Source organism: Streptomyces malaysiense (assembly GCF_000980885.2).
GTDB lineage: Bacteria > Actinomycetota > Actinomycetes > Streptomycetales > Streptomycetaceae > Streptomyces > Streptomyces malaysiense.
The window spans coordinates 31,943-49,522 of the sequence record NZ_LBDA02000009.1 but is presented as its reverse complement, the minus strand read 5'-3'; the positions used below and the strand labels follow the sequence as shown (position 1 = coordinate 49,522).

Sequence of the window (17,580 nt, the reverse complement as noted above, 5' to 3'; positions counted from 1 at the left end):
CCATGAGCGCACCATCCCGCCCGTCGCCCGCCGTCACCCCACCAGCGAGCGCTGCGCGCGCACCTCTCACCTTCGACCGCGGTCACACCGACGACCTGATGTCCTTCCTGGCGGCCAGCCCGTCGCCGTACCACGCGGTGGCGAACGTCGCCGAGCGACTGGAGAAGGCCGGCTTCAGGCAGGTCGCCGAGACGGACGCCTGGGACGGCACGAGCGGCGGCCGGTACGTGCTGCGCGGCGGCGCGATCATCGCCTGGTACGTCCCCGAGGGCGCCGAGCCGCACACGCCGTTCCACATCATCGGCGCGCACACCGACTCCCCCAACCTGCGGATCAAGCCACGCCCGGACAGCGGCGCGCACGGCTGGCGGCAGGTCGCCGTGGAGATCTACGGCGGCCCGCTGATGAACTCCTGGCTGGACCGCGACCTGGGCCTGGCCGGCCGGCTGACCCTGCGCGACGGCTCCACCGTCCTGGTCGACGTGGACCGGCCGCTGCTGCGGGTGCCGCAGCTCGCCATCCACCTGGACCGCTCGGTCAGCAGCGAGGGCCTCAAGCTGGACAAGCAGCGCCACCTCCAGCCGGTGTGGGGCCTCGGCGACGAGGTGCTCGACGGCGACCTGATCTCCTTCCTGGAGCAGGAGGCCGGCCTGGACGCGCACTCGGTGGCCGGCTGGGACCTGATGACGTACCCGGTGGAGGCACCGGCCTACCTCGGCCGGGACCGCGAACTGGTCGCCGGGCCGCGGATGGACAACCTGCTGTCCGTGCACGCGGGCGCCGCCGCGCTGGCCGCGGCCGCGACCTCGGGCGCCCCGCTCACCCGCATCCCGGTACTGGCCGCCTTCGACCACGAGGAGAACGGCTCGCAGTCCGACACCGGCGCGGACGGCCCGCTGCTCGGCTCCGTCCTGGAGCGCTCGGTGTTCGCCCGCGGCGGCACCTACGAGGACCGCGCCCGCGCCTTCGCCGGCACCGTGTGCCTCTCCTCCGACACCGGTCACGCCGTGCACCCCAACTACGCGGAGCGGCACGACCCGACGCACCACCCGCGCGTCAACGGCGGCCCGATCCTCAAGGTGAACGTCAACAACCGCTACGCCACGGACGGTTCCGGCCGCGCGGTGTTCGCCGCCGCCTGCGAGCGGGCCGGTGTCCCCTTCCAGTCGTTCGTCTCCAACAACTCCATGCCCTGCGGCACCACCATCGGCCCGATCACCGCGGCCCGGCACGGCATCCGCACGGTCGACATCGGCGTGGCGATCCTCTCCATGCACAGCGCCCGCGAACTGTGCGGCGCCGACGACCCGTTCCTCCTCGCCAACGCCCTGACGGCCTTCCTGGAGGGCTAGTCGGCGGCGGGTTCCTCCGAAGGGCCGCTCGCGAACGGCCCTTCGGAGGAAAGGTTTTCGGAAGACCGCCGCGCGCAGGGCTACCCGGGGCCGCGCCGGGTACCCGGACGGCACCGGAGATTCCGGAACCGAAAGGGGAGGCGAAGCCTCATGGGGCTCGGCGGATGCATCATCCTCATCGCCGTGGGGGCCATCCTCACGTTCGCGACCGACTGGCACATGCACGGCGTCAATCTCACGGTCGTCGGCCTGATCCTGATGGCCGTCGGGCTGATCGGCGTCGCCACGTTCAGCGGTATCGCCCGGCGCCGGCGGGTCGTCGTACCGCCGACGACGCCGATCGTGGAGGAGGAACCCCACCACCGTCACCACCACACCGGCGAGGGTTACACCGACGGCTACGGCGTCTGAGACCCGCTCTCCTGCTCGTCCGCGCCCGCGAGGACGAGCGGCAGACGGTCCGTCGCGCCCTCGGTGAGGCGGACCGGGACACCCCAGTCCCGCCGGTGGACGCGGCAGGCCGGATGCTGTTCCCCGGTCTTCGGCCGGGAGGTGTCCCCGGCCGGGTCCTCGTCGCAGGACGCGGCCATCGCGGATATGTGCAGCACCCCTTCCCGGACGGCCGCGTCGAGCTCCAGCTCGCGGCTCAGTCCGGTGCCCTCCCCCGCGCCGTCGAGCAGCAGCCCGGCCGGGGTCGAGGAGACCAGGAGGCGGGTGGAGGGGCCGTACCGGGTGTCCGGCTTCTGCCCCCGCGGAGCCTGGAAGACGACGTCCAGCCGCAGCCGGCCGGGGGCGACCTCGGTGGCCGCGCGCCGGACGCGGGAGGCCGACGACCCCACGCGCAGCACGTCATCCGGCAACCGCAGCCGGGTCAGCCGGTGCCGGGCCGACTCCACCACCAGGAGGTCCCCGCCGACGAGCACCGCGTCGCTGGGCTCACGCAGATCCGTGGCGAGCGTGGTCACCTCGCCGGTCGCCGGGTCGTAACGGCGCAGCGCGTGGTTGTAGGTGTCGGCGACCGCGATCGAGCCGTCCGGCAGCGCGGCGACGCCCAACGGGTGCTGGAAGAGCGCCTGCCCGGCCGGGCCGTCCCGGTGCCCGAAGTCGAAGAGGCCCGTGCCGGCCGCGGTGTGCACCACCCCCGCGGGGTCCACCCAGCGCAGGGCGCTGGTCTCGGAGTCGGCGAGCCACAGCCGGTCGGCGGTGGCCGCGAGCCCGGAGGGCTGGGCGAACCACGCCTCGGCGGCGGGACCGTCGACCAGGCCCTCGTCGGTGGTGCCGGCCGCGACGGCGACCGTGCCGACCTCGGGGTCGTACGTCCACAGCTGGTGGACACCCGTCATGGCGATCCACACCCTGCCCCGCCACCAGGCGACGTCCCAGGGCGAGGAGAGGTCGACCTCGCGGGCCGGACCCGAGGTGGCGGCCCCCCGCCTCCACTGGCGCCCGGTGCCCGCGAGGGTCGTGGTGCGGCCCGTCACGGGGTCGAAACGGCGCAGGGCGTGATTGACGGTGTCCGCCACCACCACGCCGCCGTCGGGCAGCAGGGCCACCCCCTGCGGTTCCTGGAACCGGGCGCGGCCCGCCGGGCCGTCGGTCATCCCCCGGCCGCCCTGGCCGATCCGCCGCACGACCGTCTCCCCGTCCGCCGCCAGCTCCACCAGCTGATGCCGGGTGGTGTCGCTGACCAGCAGGTTCCCGGACGGCAGTGGCAGGGCCTTGCCCGGGAAGCGCAGTGCCGTCGGCTCCGGCTCCGGTGGTACGTACGGACCGTCGCCGCGGCGGAGCGTGCCCGTCGCCCCGTGTTCGGCCTCCAGCTCCGTCACCAGCCGGTCGATGGCGTGCACATGCCCCTCGCCCGCGTGCTGGGCCACGACATACCCCTCCGGGTCGATCACCACGAGCGTCGGCCAGGCACGCACCGCGTACTGCTTCCAGGTGGCCAGCTCGGGGTCGTCCAGCACCGGGTGGGCCACGCCGTACCGCTCCACCGCGTCCACGACCGCGCCGTGCTCCGCCTCGTGCGCGAACTTGGGGGAGTGCACGCCGATCACCACCACCGTGTCAGGGTGCCGGTGCTCCAGCTCCCGCAGCTCGTCAAGGACGTGCAGGCAGTTGATGCAGCAGAAGGTCCAGAAGTCCAGGACGACGATGCGGCCGCGCAGGTCGGACAGGGTGTACTCGCGGCCGCCCGTGTTCAGCCAGCCGCCCTTGCCGACCAGCTTCGGGGCGCGGACGCGGAGGCGCCGGGGTGGTGCGGAATCGGTCATGGCTCCAGCGTGCCACCGGCCCCCGGCATCCCGCTCGGCCTGTGGACAACCCGGGCAACTCGCCCGCGCCGCCTGTGGAAGAGCGGTCCGCGCACGGCGAATCGCCCGGTCCCCGCCGTGATGAATCCGCCGAACCTGGGAATGGCTCAGGACATGAGATTCCTGGTACGCGACCGGCTCCTCGGCATCGGCGAAGACTATTGGATCGAGGACGAGCACGGCAGCAAGGTCTTCCTCGTCGACGGCAAGGCCATGCGGCTGCGGGACACCTTCGAGCTGAAGGACGCCCAGGGCCGGGTCCTGATCGACATCCACCAGAAGATGTTCGCGCTGCGCGACACGATGGTGATCGAACGGGACGGCGAGGGCCTGGCCACCATCAAGCGCAAACGGCTGTCGCTGCTGCGCAACCACTACCGCGTCGCGCTGGCCGACGGCTCCGAACTGGACGTCAGCGGCAAGATCCTCGACCGCGAGTTCGTGGTCGAGTACGACGGCGAGGTACTGGCCGTGATCTCCCGGCGCTGGCTGCGCCTGCGGGAGACCTACGGCGTGGACGTCGTACGCGAGGACGCGGAGCCGGCGCTGATCATCGCCGTCGCGGTGTGCGTGATCCACCTCGCGGAGAAGGAGCGGGACGACGACTGACAAGCCGTCGGCGGGGCCCCCGGTGCGCGGGCGGCCCCCGCTACCGCCGGGGCGGCGCCAGACCCAGGACACGGTCCTTCAGCGCGGGGAACTGCTCGCGCGTCGTGGCCACCTTCGCCGGGTCGAGGTCGACCGTGAGGATCTCCTCGCCGGCGCCGGCCTCGGCCAGCACCTCGCCCCAGGGGTCCACCACGATCGAGTGACCCGCCTGCGGAACTCCCGCGTGCGTCCCGGCCGTTCCACAGGCGAGCACGAACGCCTGGTTCTCCACCGCCCGCGCGCGGGCCAGCAGCGTCCAGTGCGCGCGTCGCCGCTCGGGCCAGCCCGCCGGGAGCACCAGCACCTCGGCGCCGGCGTCGACGAGCGCGCGGAAGAGTTCGGGGAAGCGCAGGTCGTAGCAGGTGCCGAGGCCGAGCGTGGTGCCGGGCAGCGGGACCGTCACCGGCTCCCGCCCCGCGCCCATCAGCACGGCCTCGCCCTGGTCGAAGCCGAAGCGGTGGATCTTGCGGTAGGCGGCGGCCAGTTCCCCGGAGGGGGAGAAGACGAGGGAGGTGTTGTAGAGGGTCCCGTCGTCCGGCCCGGAGCCGTCCGCGGACGCCGCGCGCTCGGGGATCGACCCGGCGTGCAGCCACACGCCCGCGTCGGCCGCGGCCCCGGCCATGGTCTCGTACGTCGGTCCGTGCAGCGGCTCGGCCTCGCGGCCGAAGTCCTCGTAGGCGAAGGCGCCGGTCGTCCACAGCTCGGGCAGCACCACCAGATCGGCCCCGGCCTGGTCCCGGACCAGGGCGGCCACGCGCTGTCTGCGCGAGGCGGGCGATTCGCCCTCGTCGACGGCGATCTGGATCAGAGAGGCGCGCACACTACCACCGTCCTGGCATTCGAGTACTCCATACGGGCCTACGATCGTCACGCGAAAGCACTGCCGGGGTGCCTGCCAGCAGCGTAACTTAGCTTCCCAGACACCCGCCGACGTGCAGCCGCCGCCCGCTGGCACCGCCGCCGCAACCTGCCCGTGTACCGACCGCCGAGGGGTCCCGTTCCGTGAGTCTGCATCCCACCCTCCAGTCCTACGCCGACGCCTGGACGCACTCCGTCGACGCGATATCAGAGATGGTGCAGCCACTGGCCGAGACCGAGTGGAACCGGCGGACACCGTGCCCGGGATGGTCGGTGCGCGATGTCGTCTCGCACGTCATCGGCCTGGACTGCGAACTGCTCGGCGACCCGCGGCCCATCCACTCCCTGCCGCGCGACCTCTTCCACGTCGGCAACGAGCACCAGCGCTACATGGAGATGCAGGTCGACGTCCGCCGCCACCACACGGCGCCGGAGATGACGTCCGAGCTGGAGTACACGGTCATCCGCCGCAATCGCCAGATGCGCAACGAGAACCGTGAGCCCGGCGCCACGGTGCGCGGCCCGCTGGGCACGGAGATCACCCTCGAACACGCCTACCGGATGCGCGCCTTCGACGTCTGGGTGCACGAACAGGATCTGCGCACGGCCCTCGGCCGTCCCGGCAACCTCGACTCGCCCGGCGCGCACGTCACCCGTGACTTCCTGCTGGACGCGCTGCCGAAGGTGGTGGCGAAGGGCGCGGACGCGCCGCGCAGTTCGGCCGTCGTCTTCGATGTGCACGGCCCCGTGGAGTTCCTGCGCACCGTACGCGTCGACATCCAGGGCCGCGGCACCCTGGAGACCGCCCCGGCGCTCGGCCCGGTGGCCTCTCTCACCCTCGACTGGGAGACCTATGTCCGGCTGGCCTGCGGCCGGGTGACGCCCGAGGCGGTGGCGGACCGCGTCAAGACGGACGGCGACCAGGAACTGGCGGAGGCCATCCTGCGGAACTTCGCCGTGACCCCGTGACGTCATGACCCCGCGACGCCGTGCCCCCGCGACGCCGTGCCCCCGCGACGCCGTGCCCCCGTGATGCGGTGACCCCGTGATGCGGTGACCGCCCCTTCCCCGCAGGGGAATTCAGGGCGCCTGCAATTCGGTGGCGGCGATCGGGGCGACCTCCTAGCGTCACCCGGTATGACCGTCGACCTGCCCCGGCTCGCCCGGCTCACCTTCCACGGCCCCCTCTCGGAGGCCCGCGCGACCGCCATGGTCCAGCGGCTCGCGGTCAACCACCCCCGCACCGTGCTGGACATCGGCTGCGGCTGGGCCGAGTTGCTGCTCCGGGTGCTGGACGCCGTACCGGAGGCCACCGGGACCGGCGTCGACCTGAACGCCGAGGATCTCGCCCGCGCCCGCAAGAACGCCGAGGAACGCGGGCTCGGCCACCGGGTGGAGCTCGCCGAGGAGTCCGCCGTGGGCACCGGGCGGGGCCCGGCCGACCTGGTGCTCTGTCTCGGCGCGACCCAGGCCCTCAGCGAGGCCGAGCCGCCGACCGCCGAGGCCCTGCGCGCGCTGCGGCGCCTGGTGACCGACCGGGGCCGGGTGCTGGTGGGCGAGGGTTTCTGGCAGCGGCCGCCCACCGGGGCCGAACTGGCCGGGATGTGGCCGGGCGCCACCGCGGAGGACCACTACGACCTCGGCGGACTGCTCGACCTCGCGGTCGAGGCCGGTTTCCGCCCGGAGTGGACCGAGACGGCGAGCCCCCAGGAGTGGGAGGAGTTCGAGTCGGGTTACCAGGCGGGCCTGGAGGTATGGCTCGCCCAGCACCCGGACCACCCGCTGGCGCCCGAGACCCGTGCCCGCCTGGACCGGCACCGCGGTCAGTGGATGAGCTACCGGGGCGTCCTCGGTATCGCGTACCTCACCCTCGTCCCCGACCTGCGCTGACCCGGGAGCCGGGTGGCCGGCTCACGCCGGGACGTGCACCGTCTCCACCCGGCTGGCCACCAGCCGCTCGCGCTCACGGCGGGCCGCACGGGCCCGCAGCCGCAGGATCTGGCTGAGGCCGACGGCCTGGAGGACGAACACCGCGCTGAACGCCACCTGGTAGTCGTCCCCCGTCGCGTCCAGCAGCACGCCGATGGCGAGCAGTGTGGTCATCGAGGCGATGAAACCGCCCATGTTGGTGATGCCGGACGCGGTGCCCTGGCGCTCGGGCGGGTTGGCCGGACGGGCGAAGTCGAACCCGATCATCGAGGCCGGACCGCAGGCGCCGAGCACCGTGCACAGGACGATCAGCAGCCACGTCGGCGCGTGCGGCGCGGGGTAGGCCAGCGTCGCCGCCCACAGCAGCGCGGTCGCGGCCACCGTGCACAGCGCGATCGGCAGCCGGGCGCTGTGGTGCCGGGCGATGACCTGGCCGTAGACCAGCCCCACCACCATGTTGGACAGCACGACGAGGGTCAGCAGCTCCCCCGCCGCGGGCCGGCTGAGCCCCTCCGCCTCGACCAGGAACGGCAGGCCCCACAGCAGCAGGAAGACCATCGCCGGGAACTGGGTGGTGAAGTGCACCCACATCCCGAGCCGGGTGCCCGGTTCCCGCCAGGCCTCGGCGATCTGCCGGCGGACGTAGGCGGAGCCCTGGTGCGGGGACGGCGCGGGCTCGTGCCCCTCGGGGTGGTCCCGGAGGAACAGCAGGGTCAGTACGAGGACGACCACGCCGGCCAGCGCGCTGCCGGCGAACGCCTGCGTCCAGCCGAGGCTGTGCAGCAGCCGGGCCAGGACCAGGGTGGAGATGAGGTTGCCCGCCATGCCGACCAGGGCCGCGAGCTGCGCGACGAGGGGACCGCGGCGGGCCGGGAACCAGCGGGTGCCCAGGCGCAGCACGCTGATGAACGTCATCGCGTCGCCGCAGCCCAGCAGCGCCCGGGAGGCGAGCGCGGTGCCGTACGACGGCGAGAAGGCGAAGCCCAGCTGCCCGATCGTGAACAGGACCGTGCCGAGCGCCAGGACCTTCTTGGTGCCGAGCCGGTCGACCATCAGGCCGACGGGTATCTGCATGCCGGCGTAGACCAGCAGCTGGAGTATGGAGAAGGTGGACAGCGCCGAGGCGTTCACATGGAAGCGGTCGGCCGCGTCGAGGCCCGCCACGCCCAGCGAGGTGCGGAAGATGACGGCGACGAAGTAGACCGCGACGCCGATGGACCACACACCGACGGCCCGCACGCCGCCCGGTGGGTCACCCGGACGCGTGAGCTTGTTCATCGGACCTCTCCCCGCGCGAGCAGCGACACCCGGCTCACGTGCCGGTGCACGACCCCGACGGCCGCCTCCGCGTCCCCGGCACGCAGCGCCTCCAGGATCTCCTCGTGCTCGGCGAGCGTCGTGGCCACCCGGTCGGGGTGGGAGTACATGACGGCGACGCCCATCCGCAGCTGGCGGTCGCGCAGCTGGTCGTAGAGGCGCGCCAGGATCTCGTTGCCCCCGCTGCGGACGATCTCGGCGTGGAAGCAGCGGTCGGTCACCGCGGCCTCGGCCAGCTCCCCGGCGGAGACCTGCGCCTTCTGCCGCTCCAGCAGCTCGGCCAGCCGCTCCACCAGGCCCGGCGGGGCGGGTACGGCCTTGCGCGCGGCGTGCTCCTCCACCAGCAGCCGGGTCTCCACCACGTCGGAGATCTCCTGCGCGGAGACGGGCAGCACCAGGGCGCCCTTCTTCGGGTAGAGCCGGATCAGGCCCTCGACCTCCAGCCGCAGCAGCGCCTCCCGCACGGGCGTGCGCGACACACCCACGGCCTCGGCCAGCTCGCCCTCGGTGAGGAGGGTTCCGCCTTCGTAGCTCCGGTCGAGGACGCCCTGTTTGACGTGCGCGTAGACACGGTCGGCGGCGGGTGGCTGCTTGGCGGGCGGGGCGGAGTGCGGGACGGCCGTCTTCATGCCCACATGATAGATACAACAGGTACGCAACACGCGCCGCCGTCCACGATGCGGACGCGAGCCCCCTCTCCCCCCGATTGCCGCACAACCTTCTGTGCTACCCACGTGTCAGACAGATGCGGCCCTTCTCTCTGAGCACCTCAACTCGGCCGCATCCAGGGGCATTCCAGACAATCGGGGTATTCACTTTGATTACCGGCATCAAGGGCATCCGCCTCCGCCGAGCGACCGCCGTCGCGATCACCTCCGGTGCGCTGATCGCCACCGGCGCCCTGACCGCGGCACCCGCACAGGCCGCCACCGCTCCCTCCATCGGGGCCAAGGGCGGCTATGTGATGAACAACGCGAGCGGTTCGACGCTCTACACCAAGGCCGCGGACACCAAGCGGTCCACCGGGTCCACGACCAAGATCATGACGGCCAAGGTCGTACTGGCGCAGAAGAACCTGAACCTCGGCGCCACGGTGACGATCCAGAAGGCGTACAGCGACTACGTCGTCAAGAACAACGCCTCCCAGGCCCACCTGATCGTCGGCGACAAGGTGACCGTCCGCCAGCTGCTGTACGGGCTGATGCTGCCGTCCGGCTGCGACGCCGCCTACGCCCTCGCGGACAAGTACGGCTCCGGCTCCACCCGCGCCGCCCGCGTGTCGAACTTCATCGGCAAGATGAACAGCGCCGCCAAGAGCCTCGGCCTGAAGAACACGCACTTCGATTCCTTCGACGGCATCGGCAACGGCAAGAACTACTCGACGCCGCGCGACCTGACGAAGATCGCCAGCAGCGCGATGAAGAGCTCCACGTTCCGCACCATCGTCAAGACCAAGTCGTACACGGCCAGGACGAAGACCAAGTCCGGCGGCACCCGCACGATGGGCACCTGGGTCAACACCAACGGTCTGCTCAAGAGCTACAGCGGCACCATCGGCGTGAAGACCGGCTCCGGCCCCGAGGCCGGCTACTGCCTGGTCTTCGCCGCCACCCGCCACGGCAAGACCGTCATCGGCACCGTCCTGTCCTCCACCTCCATCTCCAAGCGCGAGTCGGACGCCACGAAGCTCCTCAACTACGGCTTCGCCAGGCTCGGCTGACGACCGACGCCGGAACGCCGGCTCATCCGCTGCACCACCCGGGCCCGCCGCACCCAGCGGCGGGCCCGTCCTGCTGTCCGGGGCCGGGCGGCCACCGGAGCCGGGGGACCGGGCGGGGTGCCGCGATGAAGCGAATGGTGCTAGCTTTATTAGCACCATGCTGTTGCGTCTGGACACCACCGACACCCGCCCCCTGCACGAGCAGGTCGCGGCGGCGATCCGGCGGGCCATCGCCGAGGGCGAATGCCGGGCGGGCGAACGCCTGCCCTCCGCCCGCGACCTCTCCACGGCCCTGGACCTCAACGTCAACACCGTCCTGCGCGGTCTGCGCGAACTGCGCGACGAGGGCCTGCTGGAGTTCCGCCGGGGCCGGGGCATCACCGTCGCCGAGGGTGCCGCGGCCCCCCGCTCAGGGCTCCGGATCAAGGTGCGGGAGCTGGTGGCCGAGGCATCCCGGCTGGGGTACAGCCGGACCGATCTCATCGACATGATCCGGGAGTTGTCATGACGGACGGGCACGACGGGGGACACGGCCGGCGCCGGGCCGCGCGCTGCGCGCTGGCGGGCGGCACGGCGGCCGTCGCCGCGCTGGTCGCCGGGCTCCCCTGGCTCCAGCGGGACCGGCTGCCCCACCGGCTGGCCACCCACTGGAGCGGCGGCCCGGCGCCCGACGGCTCGATGCCCCTGTGGTCGGCCTCCCTGGTACCGGCCGCGGTCTGGCTGGTGCTCGCCCTCGCCCTGAGCGTGAGATGGCGCCGTTCCTGGGCCGGACCCCGCTCCTGGCTGCCGATCGCGCTGGTCCCCACCGGTGTCGTCCTCGTCGGCGCCCAGGTCTGCGTCGTACGGGCGAACCTCGACCGCGCCGACTGGCACCAGGCCCGCCAGCCGGTCTGGTCGATCGTCGTCACCCTGGCCCTCGCGGCGGCGGCCGGAGTGCTCGCCTGGCGGCTGACCGTCCGCGCCACCGCCACCGCGCCCCGGGCCGGGGCCCCGGAGCTGGACCTGGCCCGGGACGAGCGGCTGGTCTGGTTCTCCCGCACGGCCAACCCCTGGCTCCAGTCGCTGTCGGCGTCGGCCGGCCTGGTCGCCGTCGGCGCGGCCCTGGGTCTGATGGTGGGCCTGGCGCCAGCCGCGACGCTCTGGCCGGTGTGCGCCGCCTGCGGTGTCCTCGCCCTCGCGGGCGGTGTCTCCTCCTCGGTCCGGGCGAAGATCTCGGAGGCGGGCCTGGAGATCTCCTTCGGCCCCCTCGGCTGGCCCGTCCGGCGCTGGACCCCGGACGCCCTCGAATCCGCCCGCGCCGAGCGGCGCCTGCCCTCCCAGGTCGGCGGCTGGGGCTACCGGCTCAGCGGCCTCGGCACCACGGTCATGCTGCGCGCCGGCGACTGCCTGGTGGTACGCCCGCGAGGCCGGCGTTCCGACTTCGCGGTCAGCGTGGACGACGCGGAACGGGGAGCGGCCCTGCTGAACGCCCTCCGCGCGCGCCGGTCCGAACCCGGCCGGTGAGTCGTGTGCCGGCGCCCTGCCCCTTCTACCGCGCCGGTATTCGGGGGAGCCGGTCGTAGGTCCTGAAGGTGTACGACGCGTCGTACGTCATCAGGTTGCCCCCGTCCGCCGGCAGGCCGAGGCGGCGGTCGAGGTGCCGGGTGAGCGGTCCGCAGTGCTCGGCCGCCGGGGCGGTGAAGGTGTCGTCGTAGGCCGAGAACTCGATCAGCGGCGGGTCCTGGGAGATCCAGGTGGAGGGACCCGAGCGCTTCAGCCGGAAGTCGACCGGGGCGGTGGCGCCGATGGTGCAGCCCGGCGCCGGCAGGCGGCCCAGGAGCCGGAAGCGGAGGCTGAAGGTCCCGGTGTAGAAGTCGGACCGGCCCCCGTACTCGGGCTGTATCGCGAGCCCCCGGACGCCCGGCACGGCCGTCGGCGTGCTGTGCATCGCGCCCCACACCTGCCCGTCACCCCCGTCCGGCAGGGGACCTTCCGCGTGGGTCATGGTGATCGGGGCGAGCCGCACCGTCACCTTTCCGAATGCCAGCACCGGCGCGGCGGTGTGCACTTCGCATCTCCAGCGGGCCGGGTCGACCCCGTCGGGCAGGGGCGGGCAGTCACGGAAAACGGTCGCGGGGACGGCGGACGCGGCGGCCCGGTCCACGGCGACCGCGACGCCGGGCGCGCACACCGCCGCCGTACCGGCGAGAACGGCCGCACCCGCGAGGGCGGCGGCGCGGCGGGCGGACACGCGGCGCACGAAGGCGGAACGGCCGACAGGGCCCGAACCGGCCTCGGCGGCAGTGGATTTCGTCATGCCCCCAGCGTGCCGCCCTCCGCCGCGCCCTCACCATCCGTGACACCCCTGGCGAGACCCCGACTCGCCCCTGATGCCCCGTCAGGGAATCGGCCAGGAAATGAGCCAGGGGTCGGCTCCGTCTCTCTACGGCAGCCTCCGACCGAATCGCGGCAAGTACACCCTTTCCCATCCGGTCCACCGACGGACTCCCCGCCATATCCCGGACCGGTGTCGGGCGATGGTCATATCCGGTTCAAAAAAAGTCGGCGAACCGTACAACCGTTCGTTGGTGTCACGTGTCTTTCTTGCGAGCCAACAGGCTCACTACATCGTTCAGAGCCCGCATACCCCCCATGCATCGTGCGCGAGGCTCTCTCCACGTGGGGAACACAGATGCGTATTCGTGCCAGCCTGGCCGCCGCGACGGTGTCCGGCGCCGTGGCGCTCACCGCGCTGCTCGCTCCTGCCGCACAGGCGGCGGACAGCCCGAACATCCCGCAGGCTTTCACCTCGAAGCCGTCCGTCGGCCGCAACGCACCGGCCGACGAGACCCAGGGTGACATCCAGATCACCAAGGTCACCGACAACGCCAACAGGGATGTCGTCGTCGGCATCACCAAGAAGACCTTCAACATCTACGTCACGGCCACCGATCCGTCCGGGATCGCCACCGCCGACGCCGTCCTGTGGCACGGCAACGACCTCGCCAGCGGCGACATCGACGGCCTGCTCTACACGGACAACGCCGCCACTTGCGACAAGTGGAGCGCCACGTCAGCCACCTGCAAGATCACCATCACGGCCACGGCCGACACCGACCTCTACAGCAGTGCCCTGAACGGCAAGTGGAACGTCGCCGTCTACGCTGAGGCCAACAACGGCGACCACGTCGAGAAGGACATCTACAAGAACCGCTGGGTCAAGCGGGCGGCCAGCTTCAGCGGCTTCAACGCCGCTCCGGAGCCCGTCGCCAAGGGCCAGACCATCTCGGTCACCGGCACCCTGAAGCTCGCCAGCTGGTCTTACCTGAAGTACTACGGCTACAGCAACCAGTCCGTCGAGCTTCAGTTCAAGCCCTCGAACGGCAGCACCTACAGCACCGTGAAGACGATCAAGAGCTCGTCCACCGGCTACCTGAAGACCACCGTCACCGCTTCGGTGCCCGGCACCTGGCGCTTCCACTACGCCGGTAACGGCATCGCCTCCGTCGCGGACGCCTACGACTACGTCGACGTGCGCTGACCCTTCGCCGGAGACGGTGAGACGACCGAGGCCCTGTGGATCGATCCACAGGGCCTTCGGGTTGTGCGGAAGGGTCGGTCACGCCCAGGTGATCAGCCGCTTCGGCTGCTCCAGGATCGCGGCCAGGTCGGCCAGGACCTTGGAGCCGAGCTCGCCGTCGACCAGGCGGTGGTCGAAGCTCAGGGCGAGGGTGGTCACCTGGCGCGGCTTGACCTTGCCCTTGTGGACCCACGGCTGGAGCTTGATCGCGCCGACGGCGAGGATCGCCGACTCGCCCGGGTTGAGGATCGGCGTGCCGGTGTCGACGCCGAAGACGCCGACATTGGTGATCGTCACCGTGCCACCCTGCATGGCGGAGGGGGAGGTCTTGCCCTCGCGCGCCGTGGACACCAGCTCGCCGAGGGAGTCGGCCAGCTGGGGCAGCGTCTTGGCGTGCGCGTCCTTGATGTTCGGGACGATCAGGCCGCGCGGAGTGGCCGCCGCGATGCCCAGGTTGACGTAGTGCTTGACCACGATCTCCTGGTTGGCCTCGTCCCAGGCCGCGTTGACGTCCGGGTTGCGCTTGATGGCGACCAGCAGGGCCTTGGCGACCAGCAGCAGCGGGTTGACCCGCCTGCCCTGCATCTCCTTGTCCTGCTTCAGCTCCTCGACCAGCTTCATCGTGCGGGTCACGTCCACCGTCACGAACTCCGTGACATGCGGGGCCGTGAACGCCGAGCCGACCATCGCCGCAGCGGTCGCCTTGCGCACGCCCTTGACGGGGACGCGGGTCTCCCGGGCACCGTCGTACGAGGCCGCGGTGGCGGGTGCGGCCGGGGCGGCCGCCGGCACCGGCGCGGGCGCGGCCGCCGGCGCGGCCGCCGCGTGCACGTCCTCGCGCGTGATGATCCCGTCCGGGCCGGACGGGACGACCGCGCTCAGGTCGACGCCCAGGTCCTTGGCCAGCTTGCGCACCGGGGGCTTGGCCAGCGGGCGGGGGCTGTCCGCCGCCGGGGCGTGGCCGTTCAGCTCGGGCTGGGCGGCCGGCGCCGGGACGGTGGCCTCGGGGCCCTTGCGCGGGCGGCGCCTGGTCGCGGAGGTCGACACGCCGTAGCCCACCAGCACCGGCTGGCGAGCCGCGGGCTTGGCCTCCTCGGCCGGGGCCGGAGCAGCCGGGGCCGGGGCCGCGGGCGCCGCCGCCTCAGGCTGTGCGGGCACCGGAGCCGGGGCCCCGCCCGCCACCTGCACCGTGATGATCGCCGTACCCACGTCGACCGTGGTCCCCTCGGGGAAACGCAGCTCGCTGACCACGCCGTCGTAGGGGATGGGCAGTTCGACGGCAGCCTTGGCGGTCTCGACCTCGCACACCACCTGGCCGTCGGTGACCGTGTCGCCCGGCTGGACGTACCACTTGAGGATCTCGGCCTCGGTCAGGCCCTCGCCCACGTCGGGCATCTTGAACTCGCGTACGGACGCGTCCGTCATCGTCGTCACGACCCTCTCCTCAGTACGCCAGCGAGCGGTCGACGGCGTCGAGCACGCGGTCCAGGTCCGGCAGGTACTCCTCCTCCAGGCGGGCCGGCGGGTACGGGGCGTGGTAGCCGCCGACCCGGAGCACCGGGGCCTCCAGATGGTAGAAGCAGCGCTCGGTGATCCGGGCGGCGATCTCGCCACCGGAGCCGAAGAACACCGGCGCCTCGTGGACCACGACCAGGCGGCGGGTCTTCTCCACGGAGGCCTGGATGGCGTCGAAGTCGAGGGGGGAGACCGAGCGCAGGTCCAGGACCTCCAGGCTCTTGCCCTCCTCGGCGGCCGCGGCGGCGACCTCCTGGCACAGCTTCACCATCGGGCCGTAGGCCGCGAGGGTCAGGTCGGTGCCCTCGCGGATTACCTGGGCCTTGTGCAGCGGGGCGGGGATCGCCTCGACGTCCACCTCGGCCTTGTCCCAGTAGCGGCGCTTGGGCTCGAAGTAGATCACCGGGTCGTCGCTCTGGATGGCCTGCTGCATCATCCAGTAGGCGTCCGACGCGTTCGACGGGCTGACGACCTTCAGGCCGGCGACGTGCGCGAACAGCGCCTCGGGGGACTCGGAGTGGTGCTCGACCGCGCCGATGCCGCCGCCGTAGGGGATGCGCACGACGACGGGCATCTTGACCTTGCCGAGCGAACGCGCGTGCATCTTGGCGAGCTGGGTGACGATCTGGTCGTAGGCCGGGAAGACGAAGCCGTCGAACTGGATCTCCACCACCGGGCGGTAGCCGCGCAGGGCCAGGCCGATCGCGGTGCCGACGATGCCGGACTCGGCGAGCGGGGTGTCGATGACCCGGCTGTCGCCGAAGTCCTTCTGGAGGCCGTCCGTGACACGGAAGACGCCACCGAGCTTGCCGACGTCCTCGCCCATGACCAGGACCTTGGGGTCGGCCTCCAGGGCGCGGCGCAGCGACTCGTTGATGGCCTTGGCCATCGCCATCTTCTCGGCCATCTCAGTGACCCCCTTCTGCGTCCGCGAACGACGCCTGGTAGGCGGCGAACTGGGCCCGTTCCTCGTCGACGAGCGCGTGCCCGTCCGCGTACACGTTCTCGAAGATGGCGAAGTGGTCCGGGTCGGGCATGGCGCGGACCGCTTCGCGCACTCGCTTGCCCAACGCCTCGGACTCGGCTTCGAGTTCCTCGAAGAATCCCTCGTCCGCGTGGTTCGACGCCTCCAGATAGCGGCGCAGGCGCAGGATCGGGTCCTTGGCCTCCCATGCCTGCCGCTCCTCGTCGCCCCGGTAGCGGCTGGGGTCGTCGGAGGTGGTGTGGGCGCCCATGCGGTAGGTGAACGCCTCGACCAGGGTCGGGCCCTCGCCGTTGCGGGCGCGCTCCAGGGCCCACCTGGTGACCGCGAGACAGGCCAGCACGTCGTTGCCGTCCACACGCACGCCCGGGAAGCCGTAGCCCTGGGCGCGCTGGTAGAGCGGCACCCGGGTCTGCTTCTCGGTCGGCTCGGAGATCGCCCACTGGTTGTTCTGGCAGAAGAACACCACGGGCGCGTTGTAGACCGCGGAGAAGGTGAACGACTCGGCCACGTCGCCCTGGCTGGAGGCGCCGTCGCCGAAGTAGGCGATGACCGCCGAGTCCGCGCCGTCCTTGGCCACGCCCATCGCGTAGCCGGTGGCGTGCAGCGTCTGGGAGCCGATGACGATCGTGTACAGGTGGAAGTTGTTGCTGTTGGGGTCCCAGCCGCCGTTGTTCACACCGCGGAACATGCCGAGCAGGTTGGTCGGGTCCACATCGCGGCACCAGGCGACGCCGTGCTCGCGGTAGGTCGGGAAGACGTAGTCGTCCTCGCGGGTGGCCCGGCCGGAGCCGATCTGGGCGGCCTCCTGGCCCAGCAGGGAGGCCCACAGGCCCAGCTCGCCCTGGCGCTGGAGGGCGGTGGCCTCGGCGTCGAAGCGACGGGTGAGCACCATGTCGCGGTAGAGGCCGCGCAGGTCTTCGGGGGTGATGCCGGCGACGTAGGAGTCGTACTCGGCGTTCTTGACCCGCTTGCCCTCCGGCGTCAGAAGCTGCACGAGCTGGGGCTCGGTGCTCTTCTTCGCGCCGGCTCGCGGGGCCCGGGTCGTGCTGGTGGTGCGCTTGGCGCCGGCGGCTCCGGACTTGGTACCGGCCGAGCCGGTCTTGCTGCCGGTGGTGCCGGCTTTGCCTGCGGCGCTGCGCTTACGCGCGGCACTGCTGTCCACGGTCACGTGTGCTCCTCCGTCGTTCCGGCCCCCGGGGTTGCCGGTAGGCCAGTGCGGCTCACCTGTTTCGACCACCGGGCACGGGGTGGGTGCCACTCGGCCGGGAACAGGCGTGACAGGTGCCCCGGCGAGCGCCCTGCGACCATTACGTTACCCAGTGCTTCACATTTCTGTGAAACCCCGCTTGACCTGCGATTTTGCTTGGATTTCCAAGTAAATCGAGGAG

At 72.0% G+C, this 17,580-nt stretch carries 17 protein-coding genes; 9 read left to right on the top strand and 8 right to left on the bottom strand.

The features are described 5' to 3' along the window. Window positions 1-2: 2 nt before the first annotated feature. Together VT52_RS05290 and VT52_RS05285 are read left to right on the top strand one after the other, a co-directional pair. The gene (locus VT52_RS05290) at window positions 3-1,352 is read left to right on the top strand and encodes a M18 family aminopeptidase (RefSeq protein ID WP_079174852.1); all 1,350 of its coding nucleotides are present in this window, start codon (window positions 3-5) and stop codon (window positions 1,350-1,352) included. A gap of 150 nt (window positions 1,353-1,502) precedes the next feature. Continuing rightward, window positions 1,503-1,763, top strand: a complete 261-nt coding sequence (locus VT52_RS05285; RefSeq protein ID WP_046418347.1) for a DUF6458 family protein — start codon at window positions 1,503-1,505, stop codon at window positions 1,761-1,763. Here the strand turns inward: VT52_RS05285 and VT52_RS05280 are convergent. Continuing rightward, window positions 1,751-3,622 (bottom strand): NHL domain-containing thioredoxin family protein, encoded by a 1,872-nt coding sequence (locus tag VT52_RS05280; protein WP_046418345.1) that lies wholly within the window; start codon window positions 3,620-3,622, stop codon window positions 1,751-1,753. The two genes, VT52_RS05285 and VT52_RS05280, sit on opposite strands and share 13 nt — an antisense overlap. Before the next feature lie 153 nt (window positions 3,623-3,775). On the opposite strand from VT52_RS05280, the gene VT52_RS05275 reads away from it, so the two are divergent. Next, window positions 3,776-4,270: an LURP-one-related/scramblase family protein gene (locus VT52_RS05275; protein ID WP_046418344.1), complete on the top strand. Its 495-nt coding sequence runs from the start codon at window positions 3,776-3,778 to the stop codon at window positions 4,268-4,270. Between the two features lie 40 nt (window positions 4,271-4,310). On the opposite strand, the gene VT52_RS05270 is transcribed toward VT52_RS05275, so the two are convergent. Beyond that, on the bottom strand, window positions 4,311-5,129 hold the full coding sequence (locus tag VT52_RS05270; RefSeq protein WP_046418343.1) for a carbon-nitrogen family hydrolase: 819 nt from the start codon (window positions 5,127-5,129) through the stop codon (window positions 4,311-4,313). A gap of 182 nt (window positions 5,130-5,311) precedes the next feature. Between VT52_RS05270 and VT52_RS05265 the strand changes: the two genes are divergently transcribed. Next, on the top strand, window positions 5,312-6,136 hold the full coding sequence (locus VT52_RS05265) for a maleylpyruvate isomerase family mycothiol-dependent enzyme (RefSeq protein WP_046418341.1): 825 nt from the start codon (window positions 5,312-5,314) through the stop codon (window positions 6,134-6,136). A 168-nt stretch (window positions 6,137-6,304) separates the two neighbouring features. After that, complete coding sequence (locus tag VT52_RS05260; protein WP_046418340.1) at window positions 6,305-7,057, top strand: SAM-dependent methyltransferase; 753 nt, start codon at window positions 6,305-6,307, stop codon at window positions 7,055-7,057. Window positions 7,058-7,078: 21 nt separating this feature from the next. Here VT52_RS05260 and VT52_RS05255 read toward each other — a convergent pair whose 3' ends face one another. Continuing rightward, the gene (locus tag VT52_RS05255) at window positions 7,079-8,374 is read right to left on the bottom strand and encodes an MFS transporter (protein ID WP_046418339.1); all 1,296 of its coding nucleotides are present in this window, start codon (window positions 8,372-8,374) and stop codon (window positions 7,079-7,081) included. Next, window positions 8,371-9,042: a GntR family transcriptional regulator gene (locus VT52_RS05250; protein ID WP_046418338.1), complete on the bottom strand. Its 672-nt coding sequence runs from the start codon at window positions 9,040-9,042 to the stop codon at window positions 8,371-8,373. Before VT52_RS05250 ends, VT52_RS05255 begins: the two co-directional genes overlap by 4 nt. 188 nt (window positions 9,043-9,230) lie before the next feature. Here VT52_RS05250 and VT52_RS05245 point away from each other — a divergent pair, with 188 nt between their 5' ends. The 3 genes from VT52_RS05245 (at window position 9,231) to VT52_RS05235 (ending at window position 11,636) form a co-directional block, all read left to right on the top strand. Next, complete coding sequence (locus VT52_RS05245) at window positions 9,231-10,133, top strand: D-alanyl-D-alanine carboxypeptidase family protein (RefSeq protein ID WP_046418337.1); 903 nt, start codon at window positions 9,231-9,233, stop codon at window positions 10,131-10,133. 157 nt (window positions 10,134-10,290) lie between these two features. Next, complete coding sequence (locus VT52_RS05240) at window positions 10,291-10,641, top strand: GntR family transcriptional regulator (protein ID WP_046418336.1); 351 nt, start codon at window positions 10,291-10,293, stop codon at window positions 10,639-10,641. Continuing rightward, a complete protein-coding gene (locus VT52_RS05235; protein ID WP_240509641.1) occupies window positions 10,638-11,636 on the top strand; it encodes a DUF1648 domain-containing protein in 999 nt (332 codons plus the stop codon). The genes VT52_RS05240 and VT52_RS05235 overlap by 4 nt, the downstream gene beginning before the upstream one ends. A gap of 25 nt (window positions 11,637-11,661) precedes the next feature. Here the strand turns inward: VT52_RS05235 and VT52_RS05230 are convergent, their stop codons facing one another. Continuing rightward, window positions 11,662-12,429: a hypothetical protein gene (locus tag VT52_RS05230; RefSeq protein WP_240509640.1), complete on the bottom strand. Its 768-nt coding sequence runs from the start codon at window positions 12,427-12,429 to the stop codon at window positions 11,662-11,664. A 375-nt stretch (window positions 12,430-12,804) separates the two neighbouring features. Between VT52_RS05230 and VT52_RS05225 the strand changes: the two genes are divergently transcribed. Next, complete coding sequence (locus tag VT52_RS05225) at window positions 12,805-13,653, top strand: hypothetical protein (protein WP_046418334.1); 849 nt, start codon at window positions 12,805-12,807, stop codon at window positions 13,651-13,653. 78 nt (window positions 13,654-13,731) lie between these two features. Here the strand turns inward: VT52_RS05225 and VT52_RS05220 are convergent, their stop codons facing one another. The 3 genes from VT52_RS05220 to pdhA are packed head-to-tail and all read right to left on the bottom strand — an operon-like array spanning window position 13,732 to window position 17,360. After that, window positions 13,732-15,126 (bottom strand): dihydrolipoamide acetyltransferase family protein, encoded by a 1,395-nt coding sequence (locus VT52_RS05220; RefSeq protein ID WP_046418333.1) that lies wholly within the window; start codon window positions 15,124-15,126, stop codon window positions 13,732-13,734. Window positions 15,127-15,136: 10 nt separating this feature from the next. Further along, window positions 15,137-16,114, bottom strand: a complete 978-nt coding sequence (locus VT52_RS05215) for an alpha-ketoacid dehydrogenase subunit beta (RefSeq protein ID WP_046418331.1) — start codon at window positions 16,112-16,114, stop codon at window positions 15,137-15,139. Between the two features lies 1 nt (window position 16,115). Further along, a complete protein-coding gene (pdhA, locus tag VT52_RS05210; protein ID WP_046418330.1) occupies window positions 16,116-17,360 on the bottom strand; it encodes a pyruvate dehydrogenase (acetyl-transferring) E1 component subunit alpha in 1,245 nt (414 codons plus the stop codon). Between the last annotated feature and the right edge of the window lie 220 nt (window positions 17,361-17,580).

What these genes read in the sequence shown, in the direction of transcription:
- VT52_RS05290 (WP_079174852.1), top strand. Translation starts at nt 3, where the DNA reads ATGAGCGCACCATCCCGCCCGTCGCCCGCCGTCACCCCACCAGCGAGC.
- VT52_RS05285 (WP_046418347.1), top strand. Translation starts at nt 1,503, where the DNA reads ATGGGGCTCGGCGGATGCATCATCCTCATCGCCGTGGGGGCCATCCTC.
- VT52_RS05280 (WP_046418345.1), bottom strand. Translation starts at nt 3,622, where the DNA reads ATGACCGATTCCGCACCACCCCGGCGCCTCCGCGTCCGCGCCCCGAAG.
- VT52_RS05275 (WP_046418344.1), top strand. Translation starts at nt 3,776, where the DNA reads ATGAGATTCCTGGTACGCGACCGGCTCCTCGGCATCGGCGAAGACTAT.
- VT52_RS05260 (WP_046418340.1), top strand. Translation starts at nt 6,305, where the DNA reads ATGACCGTCGACCTGCCCCGGCTCGCCCGGCTCACCTTCCACGGCCCC.
- VT52_RS05255 (WP_046418339.1), bottom strand. Translation starts at nt 8,374, where the DNA reads ATGAACAAGCTCACGCGTCCGGGTGACCCACCGGGCGGCGTGCGGGCC.
- VT52_RS05250 (WP_046418338.1), bottom strand. Translation starts at nt 9,042, where the DNA reads ATGAAGACGGCCGTCCCGCACTCCGCCCCGCCCGCCAAGCAGCCACCC.
- VT52_RS05240 (WP_046418336.1), top strand. Translation starts at nt 10,291, where the DNA reads ATGCTGTTGCGTCTGGACACCACCGACACCCGCCCCCTGCACGAGCAG.
- VT52_RS05235 (WP_240509641.1), top strand. Translation starts at nt 10,638, where the DNA reads ATGACGGACGGGCACGACGGGGGACACGGCCGGCGCCGGGCCGCGCGC.
- VT52_RS05230 (WP_240509640.1), bottom strand. Translation starts at nt 12,429, where the DNA reads ATGACGAAATCCACTGCCGCCGAGGCCGGTTCGGGCCCTGTCGGCCGT.
- VT52_RS05225 (WP_046418334.1), top strand. Translation starts at nt 12,805, where the DNA reads ATGCGTATTCGTGCCAGCCTGGCCGCCGCGACGGTGTCCGGCGCCGTG.
- VT52_RS05215 (WP_046418331.1), bottom strand. Translation starts at nt 16,114, where the DNA reads ATGGCCGAGAAGATGGCGATGGCCAAGGCCATCAACGAGTCGCTGCGC.